Origin of the sequence: Streptomyces sp. NPDC055955 (assembly GCF_042270245.1) — a bacterium.
In the GTDB taxonomy this organism is placed as follows: Bacteria; Actinomycetota; Actinomycetes; order Streptomycetales; family Streptomycetaceae; genus Streptomyces.
The window spans coordinates 54,564-69,079 of the sequence record NZ_JBHJYS010000007.1 but is presented as its reverse complement, the minus strand read 5'-3'; the positions used below and the strand labels follow the sequence as shown (position 1 = coordinate 69,079).

The following is a 14,516-nucleotide window of genomic DNA, read 5'->3' as shown; positions in this document are numbered from 1 at the left end:
TCCGGCTGACCCGACCGACCCGGCCCACCGACGGCCGGTCACCCGGCGAACGCGTCGCACACTGCCCCGTACTCCCTCGTCCACCACACGGCGAGCGCCGACGCCGCGGGGAACTGGGGGTCGGCGCGGTGGTCGCCGCGTTCGTAGCGCCAGCGCAGTATCCAGAAGTCGTTGAGCCGCTCCCACCACACGCGGTGGACGGCGGCCGCGAGTTCGTCCGCCCCGGCGCCCGAGGCGCGGCGGTAGGCGCGCGCGTAGGCCCGCACCTTCGGCAGGTCGAGGGTGCCGACGGGCCGCACGAAGAAGATCACGGCGGCGCGTACGGCCTCCTCGGCCCGCGGCTGCACCCCGAGCCGGTCCCAGTCGACGATCGCGGCCGGTACGCCCCCTTGGTAGAGCAGGTTGAACGGGTGGAAGTCCCCGTGCACCCAGCCGGTCGCCGAGGCCTGCGCGGGCCGGCGTCCCGCGCAGGCCTCCAGGAGTCCGCGGCGCTCCACGAGGCGGTGCCGCGCCAACTCGTCGAACGCGTCGTGCGGCCGGTGGCGGCGCACCCGCGCCAGCAGCGTGTCGATGAGTTCGAGCGTGTCCGCGGGATCGGCACTGGCCCGGCCGCGCGCGGGCGCGGCCCCCATGACCTGCTCCAGACACGCGTGTACGAGTCCCAGGAGCGCCCCGAGCGTGCGGCACTGGGCCGCCGTGAGCTGGGCGCCGCTGCGGTGACGGCCCTCGACCCAGGGGTGCAGGGCGTAGCTGGCGCCGCCGATGACGGTGACGGTGCGCCCGTCGGCGGCGGGCAGGGGCGGGGCGACGGGGACGCCGAGCGTGGCCAGGCGTTCGGTGGCGCGGTGCTGACGGGCGATGGCGGCCGGGTCGGCGGTCTCCGGGTCGAAGTGGTGCTTGAGGAAGTAGCGGCCGCGCGTGGTGGCCAGTCGGTAGCCGCGGTTGAGCAGGCCTTGGTCGACGGGTTCACAGGTCAGGGGTGAGCCGGCGTCGTACTGCCGCAGCAGGGCGCGGAGCGGTGGGGCGAGGTGATCAGATGAGCGCGGCACGCGCCAGATGTTAGGGCACCCTGGGTGGTTGGTGGCTGCAGAACGTGGTGAAAGGGCTGCTTCGGATGACGGGTGCCGGCCGTCGGTTCGTGCACGGTGACGAACTGGGGCTCGATCCGCAGAAGGGCGGGGTCGAAGGGCTCTGCGTCGACGAAGCGGTGAGGGGCCGGAGAGGCCGAGTCGTCGTTCAGGTTGTCGGCGCCGTACGCGGCGACGCTGCCGGCGCAGGCCTGGTGCCGGCCGTAGCCCTTGTGCAGGCGCAGGACGACCCGGCCGTCCGCCACGTCGTGGCGGGCCGGGGCGAGGAAGGGGAGCGCGCGCACGCCGGTCGCCACCCGGCCGTGGTCCACGCTGCCGATCCGCTCGACGGCGCGCCTTTCCCGGGCGCGGTCTTCCTGGAATTCGGAGGGCAGGTTTTCACGGTGCGCCCGCGAAAGCGCCCCGTGAAAGAGGCCCCGGCCCCAGGTGAAAGGGACGTCGGTCCCGAATTCAGCGGCGCTTCTCGGCCTGCAGTCGTGCCACATACGCGGCGGCCTGCGAGCGGCGTTCCATGCCGAGTTTCGACAGCAGACCGGACACGTAATTCTTGATCGTTTTCTCGGCGAGGTGGAGACGCTCCCCGATGACCCGGTTCGTCAGGCCCTCGCCGATCAGGTCGAGGATCTTGCGTTCCTGGTCGGTCAGGCTCGCGAGCCGGTCGTCCTCCTTGCCGCGCCCGCCGTCGCGGAGCCTTTCGAGGACGCGGGCGGTGGCGACGGGGTCGAGCAGGGACTTCCCGGCGGCGACGTCACGGACCGCGTTCAGGAGTTCGTTGCCCCTGATGGCCTTGAGCACGTAGCCGGATGCGCCCGCCATGATCGCGTCGAAGAGCGCCTCGTCGTCGGCGAAGGAGGTCAGCATCAGGCATTTGATCGACTCGTCCTGGGAGCGGATCTCGCGGCACACCTCGACGCCGCTGCCGTCCGGGAGCCGCACATCCAGGACGGCGACATCGGGGCGCGTGGCGGGGATGCGGACCATGGCGTCGGCGGCCGTGCCCGCTTCTCCGACTACTTCGATGTCCTCCTCCACGGAGAGCATCTCGTGCACTCCACGGCGTACGACTTCGTGGTCATCGAGTAGAAATACGCGAATTTTTCCGTCTTCGGACACGCGGCCAGTCTCACATACTGGCTCTTCCCGTGCCCGAGGTGACCGGGATAACGTGCCCGTGTTCCGGCCGCCTGCCAGGCTTGTGACCGGTGCTCCGAACAGTGCTTTGACCACGTCTGACCAGCGAGTGTTCCGCAGTTGCTCGATTTACTTGGATATCCAAGCAAAATCGCAGGTCAGATGGGGTTTCGCAGATATGTGGGGCACTGGGTAACGTGCATGGTGCAGGGCGCTCGCCGGGACACCTGTCACGCCTTTACCCGGCCGAGTCGCACCCACCCCGTGCGCAGGACGGATCAGGCGAGCCTCCCCCGGGCCCTCAAAAGGCCGGGGGGAGACCCCCAGGCTTTCCCGGCGAACCCGGGGGCCGGACCGACGGAGGAGCACACGTGACCGTGGACAGCACTGCCGCCGCGCGTACGCCGCGCAAGCGCACCGCTGCGAAAAAGTCTGCGAAGAAGTCCCCGGGGGCGGGAGCGCCCGACCTCGTTCAGCTGTTGAGCCCCGAGGGCCGGCGCGTGGAGGACCCCGCCCACGCCGAGTACGCCGCGTTCGTCGAGGACATCACGGCCGACGAGCTGCGCGGCCTGTACCGCGACATGGTCCTCACCCGCCGTTTCGACGCGGAGGCCACGTCGCTGCAGCGACAGGGCGAGCTGGGCCTGTGGGCCTCGCTGCTCGGCCAGGAGGCCGCACAGATCGGCTCGGGCCGCGCCACGCGCGACGACGACTACGTCTTCCCCACCTACCGCGAGCACGGCGTCGCCTGGTGCAGGGGCGTCGACCCGACGAACCTGCTCGGCATGTTCCGCGGCGTGAACAACGGCGGCTGGGACCCGAACAGCAACAACTTCCACCTGTACACGATCGTCATCGGCTCGCAGACGCTGCACGCCACGGGCTACGCCATGGGCGTCGCCAAGGACGGCGCGGACAGCGCGGTGATCGCGTACTTCGGTGACGGCGCCTCCAGCCAGGGCGACGTCGCCGAGTCGTTCACGTTCTCCGCGGTCTACAACGCGCCCGTAGTGTTCTTCTGCCAGAACAACCAGTGGGCGATCTCGGAGCCGACCGAGAAGCAGACCCGGGTGCCGCTCTACCAGCGCGCGCAGGGCTACGGCTTCCCCGGCGTCCGTGTCGACGGCAATGACGTGCTGGCCTGCCTGGCAGTCACCAAGTGGGCCCTGGAGCGGGCCCGCAGGGGCGAGGGGCCGACGCTGGTCGAGGCGTTCACGTACCGCATGGGCGCGCACACCACCTCCGACGACCCGTCGAAGTACCGGGCCGACGAGGAGCGCGAGGCGTGGGAGGCGAAGGACCCGATCCTGCGCCTGCGCGCGTATCTCGAGTCCGAAACTGACACGGACGAGGGATTCTTCGCGGAACTCGAGGCCGAGAGCGAAGCGTTGGGTCTTCGAGTACGCGAGGTCGTGCGGGCCATGCCGGACCCGGACCGGATGGCCATCTTCGAGAACGCGTACGCGGACGGGCACTCGCTCGTCGACGAGGAGCGTGCTCAGTTCGCCGCCTACCAGGCGTCGTTCTCCACGGAATCCGATAGCGACTCCGTCGCGGGCTCGGGAGGCAACTGATCATGGCGGTACAGAAGCTTCCGCTCGCCAAGGCGATCAACGAGTCGCTGCGCACGGCGCTCGACACCGACCCCAAGGTCCTCGTCATGGGCGAGGACGTCGGCAAGCTCGGCGGCGTCTTCCGCGTCACGGACGGGCTGCAGAAGGACTTCGGCGAGGACCGGGTCATCGACACCCCGCTCGCCGAGTCCGGCATCGTCGGCACGGCCATCGGCCTCGCGCTGCGCGGGTACCGGCCGGTCGTGGAGATCCAGTTCGACGGTTTCGTCTTCCCCGCGTACGACCAGATCGTCACGCAGCTCGCGAAGATGCACGCCCGCGCGCTCGGCAAGATCAAGCTGCCGGTCGTCGTGCGGATCCCGTACGGCGGCGGCATCGGCGCGGTCGAGCACCACTCGGAGTCGCCGGAGGCGCTGTTCGCGCACGTGGCGGGCCTGAAGGTGGTCTCCCCGTCGAACTCGTCGGACGCGTACTGGATGATGCAGCAGGCCATCCAGAGCGACGACCCGGTGATCTTCTTCGAGCCGAAGCGGCGCTACTGGGACAAGGGCGAGGTCGACACCGAGGCGATCCCCGGACCCCTGCACGGCGCGCGCACGGTGCGCGAGGGCACGGATCTGACGCTCGTCGCGTACGGGCCGATGGTGAAGGTCTGCCTGGAGGTGGCCGCGGCCGCCCAGGAGGAGGGCAAGTCCCTGGAGGTCCTCGACCTGCGCTCCATGTCGCCGATCGACTTCGACGCGGTGCAGAAGTCCGTCGAGAAGACCCGCCGGCTCGTCGTGGTGCACGAGGCCCCGGTCTTCCTCGGTACGGGCGCGGAGATCGCCGCGCGGATCACCGAGCGCTGCTTCTACCATCTGGAGGCGCCCGTGCTGCGGGTCGGCGGCTATCACGTGCCGTACCCGCCGGCGCGCCTCGAGGACGAGTACCTGCCGGGCCTCGACCGGGTGCTCGATGCCGTCGACCGCTCGCTGGCGTACTGAGGAGAGGGCCGTGACGACGATGACAGACGCTGCGCTGGCCGAGTTCAAGATGCCCGACGTGGGCGAGGGACTCACCGAGGCCGAGATCCTCAAGTGGTACGTCCAGCCGGGTGACGCGGTCACCGACGGGCAGGTCGTGTGCGAGGTGGAGACGGCGAAGGCGGCCGTCGAGCTGCCGATCCCGTTCAACGGTGTGGTGCGCGAGCTGCGCTTCCCCGAGGGGACGACGGTGGATGTGGGGCAGGTGATCATCGCGGTGGACGTCGCGGGAGGATCCGGCTCCACGGCCGTTGCTCCCGAGCCCGTTTCGGTGCCGGAGCCCACGGCACCCGAGCCCGAGCCCGAGCCCCAGGGACGGCAGCCGGTGCTGGTGGGGTACGGGGTCTCCGAGGCGTCGACGAAGCGCCGGCCTCGCAAGGGCGACGTGGTGGCGGCCCCCGCGGCGGTCGCGCAGCTCGCGCCCGCGCCCGCACTCGCGATCGAGCCGGAAGCTCTGGCGAAGGGCAACGGGCGTCCGCTCGCCAAGCCGCCCGTGCGCAAGCTGGCCAAGGACCTGGGTGTCGACCTCGCCTCGCTCACGCCCTCCGGCCCCGACGGCATCATCACCCGCGAGGACGTGCGCGCGGCCGTCGCCCCGGCTCCCGAGCCGGTCGTGACGCAGGTGCAGGTGCAGACACAGGTGCAGGAGGCGTTCGCCGTCGCGCCGGCCGTCGTCCAGGGCGGCGTCCGCGAGACCCGCATCCCCGTCAAGGGCGTACGCAAGGCGACCGCGGCCGCGATGGTGGGCTCCGCCTTCACCGCACCGCACGTCACGGAGTTCGTGACGGTCGACGTGACGCGGACGATGAAGCTCGTGGAGGAGCTCAAGGCCGACAAGGAGATGCAGGGGCTGCGGGTCAACCCGCTGCTGCTCATCGCCAAGGCCCTGCTCGTCGCGATCAAGCGGAACCCCGAGATCAGCGCCTCCTGGGACGAGGCCGCCCAGGAGATCGTCCAGAAGCACTACGTGAATCTGGGCATCGCCGCCGCCACGCCGCGCGGTCTGATCGTGCCGAACATCAAGGACGCGGACGCCAAGACCCTGCCCGAACTGGCTGCGTCATTGGGCGAGTTGGTGTCGACGGCCCGCGAGGGCAAGACATCGCCGGGCGCCATGCAGGGGGGCACGGTGACGATCACGAACGTCGGAGTCTTCGGCGTCGACACGGGCACCCCGATCCTGAACCCGGGCGAGTCCGCGATCCTCGCCGTGGGCGCGATCAAGCTCCAGCCCTGGGTCCACAAGGGCAAGGTGAAGCCCCGCCAGGTCACCACCCTGGCTCTCTCCTTCGACCACCGCCTGGTGGACGGCGAGCTGGGCTCGAAGGTGCTGGCGGACGTGGCAGCGATCCTGGAACAGCCCAAGCGGCTGATCACCTGGGCGTGAGCGAACGGCACGGGGCCGTCCCTGAGGGGCGGCCCCGTGTGAGTACGCCGAAGGGGGCCCGCCGCGGATGCGCGGCGGGCCCCCTTCGGCGTGCAGGTACTTCTGCGGGTTACTTCTTGAAGCCGTAGTCCATGAGCTTCTTCGCGTCCGCCGTGCGGTTCGTGACGGAGGAGGAGGCGAGGACCGTGCCGATGACCGTCTTGCCGTTGCGGGTGGCGGCGAAGACCAGGCAGTACTTGGCCTCGGGGCCCGAGCCGGTCTTCACGCCGATGGTGCCGGAGTAGCTGCCGAGCAGGTTGTTCGTGTTGGACCACGACATGTAGCGGTAGCCGCCGCTCTTCGTGGTGACCTTCTGCTTCGTCGACTTCGTCTTGACGACCGAGCGGAACGTGGAGTTCTTCATCGCGGAGGACGCGATCTTCGTCAGGTCGCGCGGCGTCGAGTAGTTCGAGCCGCTGCCGATGCCGTCGAACGAGTCGAAGTGCGTGTTCTTCAGGCCCATGTCGGTGGCGGCCTTGTTCATCTTGCCGATGAAGGACTTCACGCGGGCGGCGCGCGTACTGCCGGAGCCGAACTTGTCGGCCAGGGCGTACGCGGCGTCGCAGCCGGACGGAAGCATGAGCCCGTACAGGAGCTGGCGGACCGTGACCTTGTCGCCGACGATCAGGCGGGCCGACGACGCGTTCTTCGCGACGATGTAGTCGCTGTACGCCTTCTGGATCGTGACCTTGGAGTCCAGGTTCAGGTTCGACTGCGCCAGGACGACCTTGGCGGTCATGATCTTGGTGGTGGAGCCGGTGGAACGGCGGGTGTCGGCGGCCTTGGTGAACAGGCTCGTACCGGTCCCGTTGTTCATCACATAGCCGCCCTTGGCGACGATCGTGGGGGTGGGCAGCGTGGCTGCCTGCGCGGAGGTGGCGAAGACCCCGCTCGCCAGGACCGCGCCGGCGGTCACGGTGGCGGCGGCAGATACGCGACGAATGCCCTTGATGCGGGTTTTCAAGTTGAACGCTCCAAATGCCCCAGGAGTGCGGCCACATGAGGGTGCCGCTCGCTGAAAAGACGCACGGGCGCGGCGAATGGATGTGCCGGGATGCGGACTATTTGCGGCGAGAGTTGGGGCGCCCGCCGTTTCGGGGTGCTGCGTCCGCATCCTGGACGCCTTCCGGCGATGCGTACGTGTTGTATCTATGATGTGCGCATGCCTTCAGTGCCCCCGTCCCCCACCGCCGTCAAGCGACCACCAGCGGCCGACCGCGTCTACGACCACGTCAAGCGCAGCGTCCTCGAACGCCGCTACGAGGGAGGGACGTTGCTCACCGAGGGCGAGCTCGCCGAGGCCGTCGGGGTGTCCCGCACCCCGGTGCGCGAGGCGCTGCTCAAGCTGGAGGTCGAGGGGCTGATCAAGCTCTATCCGAAGAAGGGCGCCCTGGTCCTGGCCGTCTCCGCGCAGGAGATCACGGACGTCGTCGAGACCCGCCTCCTCGTCGAGGAGCACTCCGTACGCAAGGCGGTCCCCGCACCCGCGAGCCTGATCGCCCGACTGGAGGAGCTGCTCTCGCTCCAGCAGGCCCAGGCCGCCGCGGGCGAGTTCGCGGACGCGGCCAGCACCGACCGCTGCTTCCACGCCGAGATCGTGCGCAGCGGAGGCAACGCCATCCTCTCCCGCCTCTACGACCAGCTGCGTGACCGTCAGCTGAGAATGGGCGTCGCCGTGATGCACTCGCACCCGGACCGGATCGCCAAGACACTGACCGAGCACGAGGAGATCCTCGACGCGCTGCGCGCCGGCGACGCCGAGGCGGCCGTCACCGTCGTGCGCCGCCACGTCGGCTGGTTCTCGAACCTGGCGCGGGGCGAGGTCCGATGAGCAGCTCCGCCGGCACCGTGTCGCTGCCCGGGGACCCGCCCGGCGGCCGCAGGGCCATGGGCGTCTGGTCCATCGGCGTCGCCGTCTACTTCGTCGCCGTCATCTTCCGCACCTCGCTGGGCGTCGCGGGCCTCGACGCCGTCGAGCGTTTCCACATCAACGCCTCGGCCCTGTCCACGTTCTCGATCCTCCAGCTGCTCGTGTACGCGGGCATGCAGATACCCGTCGGCCTGATGGTCGACCGGCTCGGCACCAAGCGCGTCCTGACGATCGGCGTCGTCCTCTTCACCATCGGCCAGCTCGGCTTCGCGTTCTCGCCCTCGTACGGGACGGCCCTCGTCTCGCGCGCCCTGCTCGGCTGCGGCGACGCGATGACGTTCATCAGCGTGCTGCGGCTCGGCACGCGCTGGTTCCCCGCCCGGCGCGGGCCGCTGGTCGCCCAGCTCGCGGGTCTCGTCGGTATGGCCGGCAACCTCGTGTCGACGCTCGTGATCGCGCGGCTGCTGCACGGCGTCGGCTGGGAAGCCGCGTTCGCCGGCAGCGCGCTCGCCGGGGTCTTCGTGCTCGTCCTGATGCTGCTCTTCCTCAAGGACCACCCGGAAGGCTTCGAGCCGGAGCCCGTGCGGCACACCGGCGGGGCCTTCGTCCGCGGACAGATCCTCGCGTCCTGGCGCGAGCCGGGCACACGGCTCGGCCTGTGGGTCCACTTCACGACGCAGTTCCCGGCGATGGTGTTCCTGCTGCTGTGGGGCCTGCCCTTCCTGGTCGAGGCGCAGGGCCTCTCGCGCGGGACCGCCGGTGAACTGCTCACCCTCGTCGTGCTGTCCAACATGCTGATCGGGCTCGTCTACGGGCAGATCGTGGCGCGGCACCACACGGCCCGGCTGCCGCTCGCGCTCGGCACGGTCGCCGGTACGGCGCTGATGTGGGCGGTGACGATCGCCTACCCGGGGGACCACGCGCCGATGTGGCTGCTCGTCATGCTGTGCGTCGTGCTCGGGGCGTGCGGGCCCGCGTCCATGATCGGGTTCGATTTCGCGCGTCCGGCGAACCCGCCGGAGCGGCAGGGGACCGCGTCCGGGATCGTCAACATGGGCGGGTTCGTCGCGTCGATGACGACGCTGTTCGCGGTCGGGGTCCTGCTGGATGCGACCGGCGACAACTACCGCATCGCGTTCTCCGCGGTGTTCGTCCTGGAGGCGCTCGGGGTGAGCCAGATCCTGCGGCTGCGCAGGCGCGCGGACCGCAGGGAGCGGGAGCGCCTGGTGGCGAGCCGGGTGGAGGCGGTGCACGTGCCCGCGTGAGCGGTTCCCGCGTGAGGCTTCGGCGCGTAGACGTGACCGGCTTGAGGCGTAGCCGTCCGGAGCCGTACTCCGCCCGAGCGGATCCACGGAAGAGGTGCCTGTCCGAGCCGTATCCGCGGAAGAGGTACCTGCCCGAGCCGTAGCGGGTGAGCGACGGGCCCCGGTTGCCGCCTTCGGCACCGGGGCCTTTCCGTCCGCTCCGCCGCCCTGGCCCCCGCCAGGACTACGGCGTGGTGGACAGCGAGTTCAGGATCGCCCGGGCGAGGTCCAGGTCGCCCTCCGTCTTGACCCGGTCGGACACCGCGTCGGGCGTCACGCGGCCGCAGGCCAGCTTGACGTAGGTCTCCCAGTCGAGGGAGAGCGTCGCGGCCGGGCCCAGCGACGGGGCGCCGTCGATCGTGCCGCGCCCGTCCGTGTCGACACGCACCGTGCGCAGGAACTCGACCGGCCCGTGCACGTCGAAGACCACCGCCGAGTTCGCGGGCGCGGAGGCGTCCTTCGCGACGACCTTCGGCAGAACGGCGAGCAGCATGTCCCGCGTGACGTACGCGCCCGGCGAGTCGAGGTTGCCCGGCCGTCCGACGGCCGCGCGCAGGTCCTGCTCGTGCACCCAGACATCGAACGCCCGCTTGCGCATGGCGAATTCGAGGGTCTCCTCCGTGCCGAGCGGCCCGCGCACCATCGCGCCCGGCTCACGCGACTCGTTGCGCAGCTGCCGGGAGCGCCGGATGATCGTGTACTCCAGCTCGGAGGTCATCTCGGGCGCCGTGTGGTGGCGCCGCACGTCGACCTGCATCTCCATGTACCGCTGGTGCTCGGTCTTCACGTGGTAGAGGTCGCGCGGCAGCGTGTGGATGGGCCGCGGGTCGCCGAGCATCTCGCAGTCGAGACCGATGACATGGGACACGATGTCCCGCACCGACCAGCCGGGGCATGGCGTGGCACGGTTCCATTCGCCCTCCACCAGGGGCGTCACCAGCTCGGATATCGCTTCGATGGAATGGGTCCAGGCATCGGCGTAGGACTGAAGACTGGGGTGGAGACTCACGGAACGGGACCCCTCGGGCGGTTGTGGCGCGGGCAGTGGGTGTCTTGGAACGCGTCTGCGGGGTCCGGGGGGAACCCCCGGAAATGCACAGTACGCTGCTGGCAGTCACCCCGGCAGTGCTTTCGTGTGACGATCGTAGGCCCGTGTAGACGGCTCGAATGCCAGGACGGTGGTAGTGTGCGCGCCTCGCTCATCCAGATCCGTGTAGATGATGACGAATCGCCCAATTCCCGTCGGCTGCGGGCCGCTTCGATGGTGCGGGAACAAGCCGGGTCCGCCGACCTCGTCGTCCTCCCCGAGCTGTGGACCACCGGCGCCTTCGCCTACGAGGCCTTCACGACCGAGGCGGAGCCCCTGGAGGGCCCGACGTACGAGGCGATGGCGAAGGCCGCGAGCGATGCCGGCGTCTGGCTGCACGCGGGCACGATCCCCGAACGCGACCCGGACGGGCCGCTCTACAACACCGCGCTCGTCTTCTCTCCGGACGGGGAACTCGCCGCCGCCTACCGCAAGATCCACCGCTTCGGCTTCGACAAGGGCGAGGCCGTGCTGATGGGCGCGGGCGAAGACCTCGTCACCGTACGTCTGCCGGAAACCGTCCTCGGCGTCACCACGTGCTACGACCTGCGCTTCCCCGAGCTGTACCGGGGCCTCGTCGACCGGGGCGCCGAGACGCTCCTCGTGTCCGCCGGCTGGCCCGAGCGGCGCCGCGCGCACTGGACGCTGCTCGCCCAGGCGCGCGCCGTCGAGAACCAGGCGTACGTACTGGCCTGCGGCACCGCCGGTACGCACGCGGGGGTGGCGCAGGCCGGGCACAGCGTCGTCGTCGATCCGTGGGGCCGGATCGTCGCGGAGGCGGGCGCCGACGAGGAGGTCCTCACCGTCGAGTTCGACGCGGCGGGCGTCGCCGCGGCCCGCGAGCGGTTCCCGGCGCTCAAGGACCGGCGACTGGGGCTGGAGCCGCCCCGGCGGTGAGGAAGACGTCAGCCGGCCCCCCGCTCCTTCTCCGCCAGGTGGATCACGCACACCGCGATGGCGATGATCAGCGCCGGGTCCGCGTCCTCACGGATGACGTCGACGCCGTACGTGTCGCGGACCCGGAGCCAGCGGCGTGAGATGTGGGCGAGCATCTCGCCCTCGTACTCGACGACGAACTCGCGGTCCAGGATCTTTCCGCTGACGTCGAGCTCCGTGCCGTCGACCAGTTCGACCCGGTAGTGGTTGCGCAGCAGCGACAGCCGCTTGCGCTTGATCTTGGCGAGGGCCTCGTCGCCGCGCTCGATGACCATCGTGTCGCGCAGGGCGAACATCTTCTCGTGGATGTCGATGAGCACCCGTCCGTCGGGCCCCTTCAGCTCGAAGGTGTCCCGCAGGCGCATCGCCTTGCCGTCGACGAGGAAGGCCTTGTGGCCCTGCTCGTCCTCGATCCAGTAGTCCTCGCCCACCGCGAAGAGCCGCTCCCGAACTTCGTATCTCATACGTCGAAGGGTGCCCGGCCCGCGCGCGCGGACTCCCCCCTCTCACTCGGGCGGCGGCGTCCGCAGGCGGCGGGCGAGGGACGGCTCCTGGGCGATGACGTACCCCGTGGCGATCCCCACGCACACGACCGTGAACAGCACGATGAGCCACGACAGCAGCGTGAACACGAGGCCGAGGGGGCCGAACTCCGCCACGGAGCGGTTCAGTGTCACCGGCATGTAGAAGCGCGACGCCCAGGCGAGGACGACCACGCCCACGCCGGTCAGGAGGGCGCCCGGCAGCAGCGGCAGCCACGGCACGCGGCCGCCGAGCAGCATGTGCTGCGTCCACCACCACAGCAGGGTGCTCGACGCGAACGACAGCGGCAGGCCGAGCCCGGGGCCCAGGCCGAACCCGTCGCTCAGCAGCCCCTGGACCATCAGCGCGGACAGCCACACCAGCAGCCACACCAGCCACCGCCACGCGATGAGGCGCAGGCCCGCGGGCGGTACGTGCCAGGAGCGCTCGCACACGCGTTGCAGGGCGCGGCTGCACGAGGTCGCCGACAGCAGCGTGATGAGGATGCCGACCGTCCCGGTGCTCTCGCGCGTGGCGTCGTCGGGCGACCCGAACACCTGCCGGACCTGGTCGAGGGCGGGTCCGGACAGGCCGAGCGCGTACGTGGCCGACTCGATGAGCCGGTCGCGCACCGAGGTCGGGGCGAACGCGGCGACGACGAAGAGCACGGGGAACGCCGTCAGGAACGCCTGCGCGGCCAGCCGCGTCGAGGAGTCGAGCAGGCTCACGTCCACCATCTGCCGGGTCAGGCGCGTGACGAACGGCAGCCGCTCCCGCAGCTCACCGGCCCGCGCGGTACCCCACCGCGTGACCTTGGCCAGAGTCCCGGTGAGACCGCCGCGCCCGCTGTCGTCCCTCATAGCTGCCAAGCGTCGGCCACGCGTCCTGTGCACAGCGGGCAGACGCGCCGCCGGGGCCTGCGGCGCCTGCCGGGATGCGGCTCCGGGGGCTGCGCCCACACGGCTTCGGCGCTGCCCCGGCCGGACCTGGGGCCTTTCGTCTGGATCAGGCCGGGCTCGCGGGTGCCGGCACCCGCCCCCTGATCCGGCCTGATCCAGACGAAAGGCCCTACGGCACCGCTGCCTCGGCCGGGCCTCGGCCGAACCTTCTCCGGTACGCCGACGGGCTCAGGCCCGTTTCCCGGCGGAGCCGGGCGCGCAGGTTCGCCGCGGTGCCCAGGCCGCTGCGGGCGGCCACCACGTCGAGGCGTTCCTCGCCGCGTTCGATGAGGCGGCAGGCCAGGGCGACCCGTTCGCCGGTGAGCCAGGCCAGCGGGGTCGTGCCGAGTTCGGCGCGGAAGCGGCGGTGCAGGGTGGCGGGGCTGACCGATGCGTGCGCGGCGAGGTCGGCCACGCTCAGCGGCTCACCGATCCGCTCCTGCGCCCACGCGAGCAGCGGCGCGAGGGACTCGTCCGGCACCGCGGGCACGGGCCGCTCCACGAACTGCCGTTGGCCGCCGTCCCGGTGGGCGGCGAACACGAGCCGCCGCGACACCGCGTTGGCGATCTCGGCGCCGTGGTCGCGGCGGACGACGTGCAGTCCGAGATCGAGCGCGGACGCGCTGCCGGAGGCGGTGAGGATGTCCCCGTCGTCCACGAACAGCACATCGGGCTGGAGGCGTACCGCTGGGAAGCGGGAGCGGAAGGAGTCCGCCCACATCCAGTGGCAGGCGGCCCGCCGCCCGTCGAGGAGCCCGGCCTCGGCGATGGTGAACGCGCCCGAGCAGAACCCGATGAGCCGGGCGCCCCGCGCGTGCGCCCGGCGCACGGCGCTGAGGACGGCGGGCCGCCTCGGCACGTCGGTGTCCGGCCGGTTGGGCACGATCAGGGTGTCCGCGGTCTCGGCCGCGTCGAGACCGGCCACGTCGGTCAGTGTGAAGAATCCGTCCCGCATCACCGTCCGCGTCCGGGGCGAGCAGAGCTGGAAGTCGTACAGCTCGCCGCCGAGTTCGGGCCGGCGCAGGCCGAAGACCTCGATGGCGCAGGACAGCTCGAAGGGGTTGGAGTTCTCGTCGACGATCACCACGACGCGGTGCGGCGGGCGCCGCGGCAGGCCCTGTGCGGGGCGCTGCGAGGATTCTTTCGCCATATGCGATTTCTAGCACTCGCCGCGGACCGGTTGCCGGGCACAGGATCGGCGTATGACCACCCGCGCGCACACGCCGATCGCCCTCGACGAGGCCCTGGCCTCCTTCGACGCCCTGTGGAGCCCCCGCATCGTCACCCGTGTCAACGACTACGACGTCCGCGTCGCGAAGGTCGAGGGGGAGCACGTCTGGCACGTGCACGACGACACGGACGAGTTCTTCCTGGTCGTCGACGGCGAGCTGACCATCGCCCTGCGCGAGCCCGCGGGCGAGCGCGACGTCGTCCTGCCCCGGGGCTCGGTCTTCACGGTTCCGCGCGGGACGTGGCACAGACCGCGCTCACCGAAGGGCGCCTCGATCCTCCTCCTGGAGCCCACCGGCACCCCCACGGTCGGGGACCGCCACGACGACGTGCCTGATCACGTGGATGCCACTACGGGGCATGCGCTCGCTTAGTGGCACCCTTGACC

15 protein-coding genes are annotated in these 14,516 nt (G+C 70.8%); 7 read left to right on the top strand and 8 right to left on the bottom strand.

The window, feature by feature from the left end:
* Window positions 1-38 precede the first annotated feature (38 nt).
* The 3 genes from ACFC96_RS16080 to ACFC96_RS16070 form a co-directional block, all read right to left on the bottom strand.
* The gene (locus ACFC96_RS16080) at window positions 39-1,049 is read right to left on the bottom strand and encodes a phosphotransferase (protein WP_376612767.1); all 1,011 of its coding nucleotides are present in this window, start codon (window positions 1,047-1,049) and stop codon (window positions 39-41) included.
* Window positions 974-1,399, bottom strand: a complete 426-nt coding sequence (locus ACFC96_RS16075) for a hypothetical protein (RefSeq protein ID WP_376612765.1) — start codon at window positions 1,397-1,399, stop codon at window positions 974-976. Before ACFC96_RS16075 ends, ACFC96_RS16080 begins: the two co-directional genes overlap by 76 nt.
* Before the next feature lie 139 nt (window positions 1,400-1,538).
* Entirely contained in the window at window positions 1,539-2,201 is a 663-nt protein-coding gene (locus ACFC96_RS16070) for a response regulator (protein WP_376255466.1), read from the bottom strand.
* A gap of 389 nt (window positions 2,202-2,590) precedes the next feature.
* On the opposite strand from ACFC96_RS16070, the gene pdhA reads away from it, so the two are divergent.
* From pdhA to ACFC96_RS16055, 3 genes are read left to right on the top strand one after another with little or no spacing between them, the layout of a single operon-like run.
* Entirely contained in the window at window positions 2,591-3,793 is a 1,203-nt protein-coding gene (pdhA, locus tag ACFC96_RS16065) for a pyruvate dehydrogenase (acetyl-transferring) E1 component subunit alpha (RefSeq protein WP_376255468.1), read from the top strand.
* A 2-nt stretch (window positions 3,794-3,795) separates the two neighbouring features.
* Window positions 3,796-4,776: an alpha-ketoacid dehydrogenase subunit beta gene (locus tag ACFC96_RS16060; RefSeq protein WP_376255470.1), complete on the top strand. Its 981-nt coding sequence runs from the start codon at window positions 3,796-3,798 to the stop codon at window positions 4,774-4,776.
* 10 nt (window positions 4,777-4,786) lie between these two features.
* Window positions 4,787-6,202, top strand: coding sequence for a dihydrolipoamide acetyltransferase family protein (locus ACFC96_RS16055; protein WP_376612763.1), 1,416 nt, complete (start codon window positions 4,787-4,789; stop codon window positions 6,200-6,202).
* A 109-nt stretch (window positions 6,203-6,311) separates the two neighbouring features.
* On the opposite strand, the gene ACFC96_RS16050 is transcribed toward ACFC96_RS16055, so the two are convergent.
* The gene (locus ACFC96_RS16050) at window positions 6,312-7,205 is read right to left on the bottom strand and encodes a D-alanyl-D-alanine carboxypeptidase family protein (protein ID WP_116512002.1); all 894 of its coding nucleotides are present in this window, start codon (window positions 7,203-7,205) and stop codon (window positions 6,312-6,314) included.
* A gap of 198 nt (window positions 7,206-7,403) precedes the next feature.
* Here ACFC96_RS16050 and ACFC96_RS16045 point away from each other — a divergent pair, with 198 nt between their 5' ends.
* Together ACFC96_RS16045 and ACFC96_RS16040 are read left to right on the top strand one after the other, a co-directional pair.
* On the top strand, window positions 7,404-8,072 hold the full coding sequence (locus ACFC96_RS16045; protein ID WP_376612761.1) for a GntR family transcriptional regulator: 669 nt from the start codon (window positions 7,404-7,406) through the stop codon (window positions 8,070-8,072).
* Window positions 8,069-9,376: a nitrate/nitrite transporter gene (locus tag ACFC96_RS16040; protein ID WP_376255476.1), complete on the top strand. Its 1,308-nt coding sequence runs from the start codon at window positions 8,069-8,071 to the stop codon at window positions 9,374-9,376. Before ACFC96_RS16045 ends, ACFC96_RS16040 begins: the two co-directional genes overlap by 4 nt.
* A gap of 223 nt (window positions 9,377-9,599) precedes the next feature.
* Here ACFC96_RS16040 and ACFC96_RS16035 read toward each other — a convergent pair whose 3' ends face one another.
* Window positions 9,600-10,424, bottom strand: a complete 825-nt coding sequence (locus ACFC96_RS16035; RefSeq protein ID WP_376255477.1) for a maleylpyruvate isomerase family mycothiol-dependent enzyme — start codon at window positions 10,422-10,424, stop codon at window positions 9,600-9,602.
* Window positions 10,425-10,601: 177 nt separating this feature from the next.
* Between ACFC96_RS16035 and ACFC96_RS16030 the strand changes: the two genes are divergently transcribed.
* A complete protein-coding gene (locus ACFC96_RS16030) occupies window positions 10,602-11,399 on the top strand; it encodes a carbon-nitrogen family hydrolase (RefSeq protein WP_376612759.1) in 798 nt (265 codons plus the stop codon).
* Between the two features lie 8 nt (window positions 11,400-11,407).
* Here ACFC96_RS16030 and ACFC96_RS16025 read toward each other — a convergent pair whose 3' ends face one another.
* The 3 genes from ACFC96_RS16025 to ACFC96_RS16015 all read right to left on the bottom strand — a co-directional run bounded on the left by ACFC96_RS16025 (window position 11,408) and on the right by ACFC96_RS16015 (window position 14,048).
* Window positions 11,408-11,902 (bottom strand): LURP-one-related/scramblase family protein, encoded by a 495-nt coding sequence (locus ACFC96_RS16025; RefSeq protein ID WP_376612758.1) that lies wholly within the window; start codon window positions 11,900-11,902, stop codon window positions 11,408-11,410.
* Window positions 11,903-11,944: 42 nt separating this feature from the next.
* Complete coding sequence (locus ACFC96_RS16020; protein ID WP_376612756.1) at window positions 11,945-12,820, bottom strand: YhjD/YihY/BrkB family envelope integrity protein; 876 nt, start codon at window positions 12,818-12,820, stop codon at window positions 11,945-11,947.
* Window positions 12,821-13,028: 208 nt separating this feature from the next.
* On the bottom strand, window positions 13,029-14,048 hold the full coding sequence (locus ACFC96_RS16015; protein WP_376255485.1) for a GlxA family transcriptional regulator: 1,020 nt from the start codon (window positions 14,046-14,048) through the stop codon (window positions 13,029-13,031).
* Window positions 14,049-14,100: 52 nt separating this feature from the next.
* Between ACFC96_RS16015 and ACFC96_RS16010 the strand changes: the two genes are divergently transcribed.
* Complete coding sequence (locus tag ACFC96_RS16010; protein WP_376255487.1) at window positions 14,101-14,502, top strand: cupin domain-containing protein; 402 nt, start codon at window positions 14,101-14,103, stop codon at window positions 14,500-14,502.
* Window positions 14,503-14,516: the final 14 nt, after the last annotated feature.

Excerpts from the sequence above, each read along its gene's own strand:
- ACFC96_RS16045 (WP_376612761.1), top strand. The coding sequence starts at position 7,404 with ATGCCTTCAGTGCCCCCGTCCCCCACCGCCGTCAAGCGACCACCAGCG.
- ACFC96_RS16060 (WP_376255470.1), top strand. The coding sequence starts at position 3,796 with ATGGCGGTACAGAAGCTTCCGCTCGCCAAGGCGATCAACGAGTCGCTG.
- ACFC96_RS16010 (WP_376255487.1), top strand. The coding sequence starts at position 14,101 with ATGACCACCCGCGCGCACACGCCGATCGCCCTCGACGAGGCCCTGGCC.
- ACFC96_RS16020 (WP_376612756.1), bottom strand. The coding sequence starts at position 12,820 with ATGAGGGACGACAGCGGGCGCGGCGGTCTCACCGGGACTCTGGCCAAG.
- ACFC96_RS16040 (WP_376255476.1), top strand. The coding sequence starts at position 8,069 with ATGAGCAGCTCCGCCGGCACCGTGTCGCTGCCCGGGGACCCGCCCGGC.
- ACFC96_RS16015 (WP_376255485.1), bottom strand. The coding sequence starts at position 14,048 with ATGGCGAAAGAATCCTCGCAGCGCCCCGCACAGGGCCTGCCGCGGCGC.
- ACFC96_RS16025 (WP_376612758.1), bottom strand. The coding sequence starts at position 11,902 with ATGAGATACGAAGTTCGGGAGCGGCTCTTCGCGGTGGGCGAGGACTAC.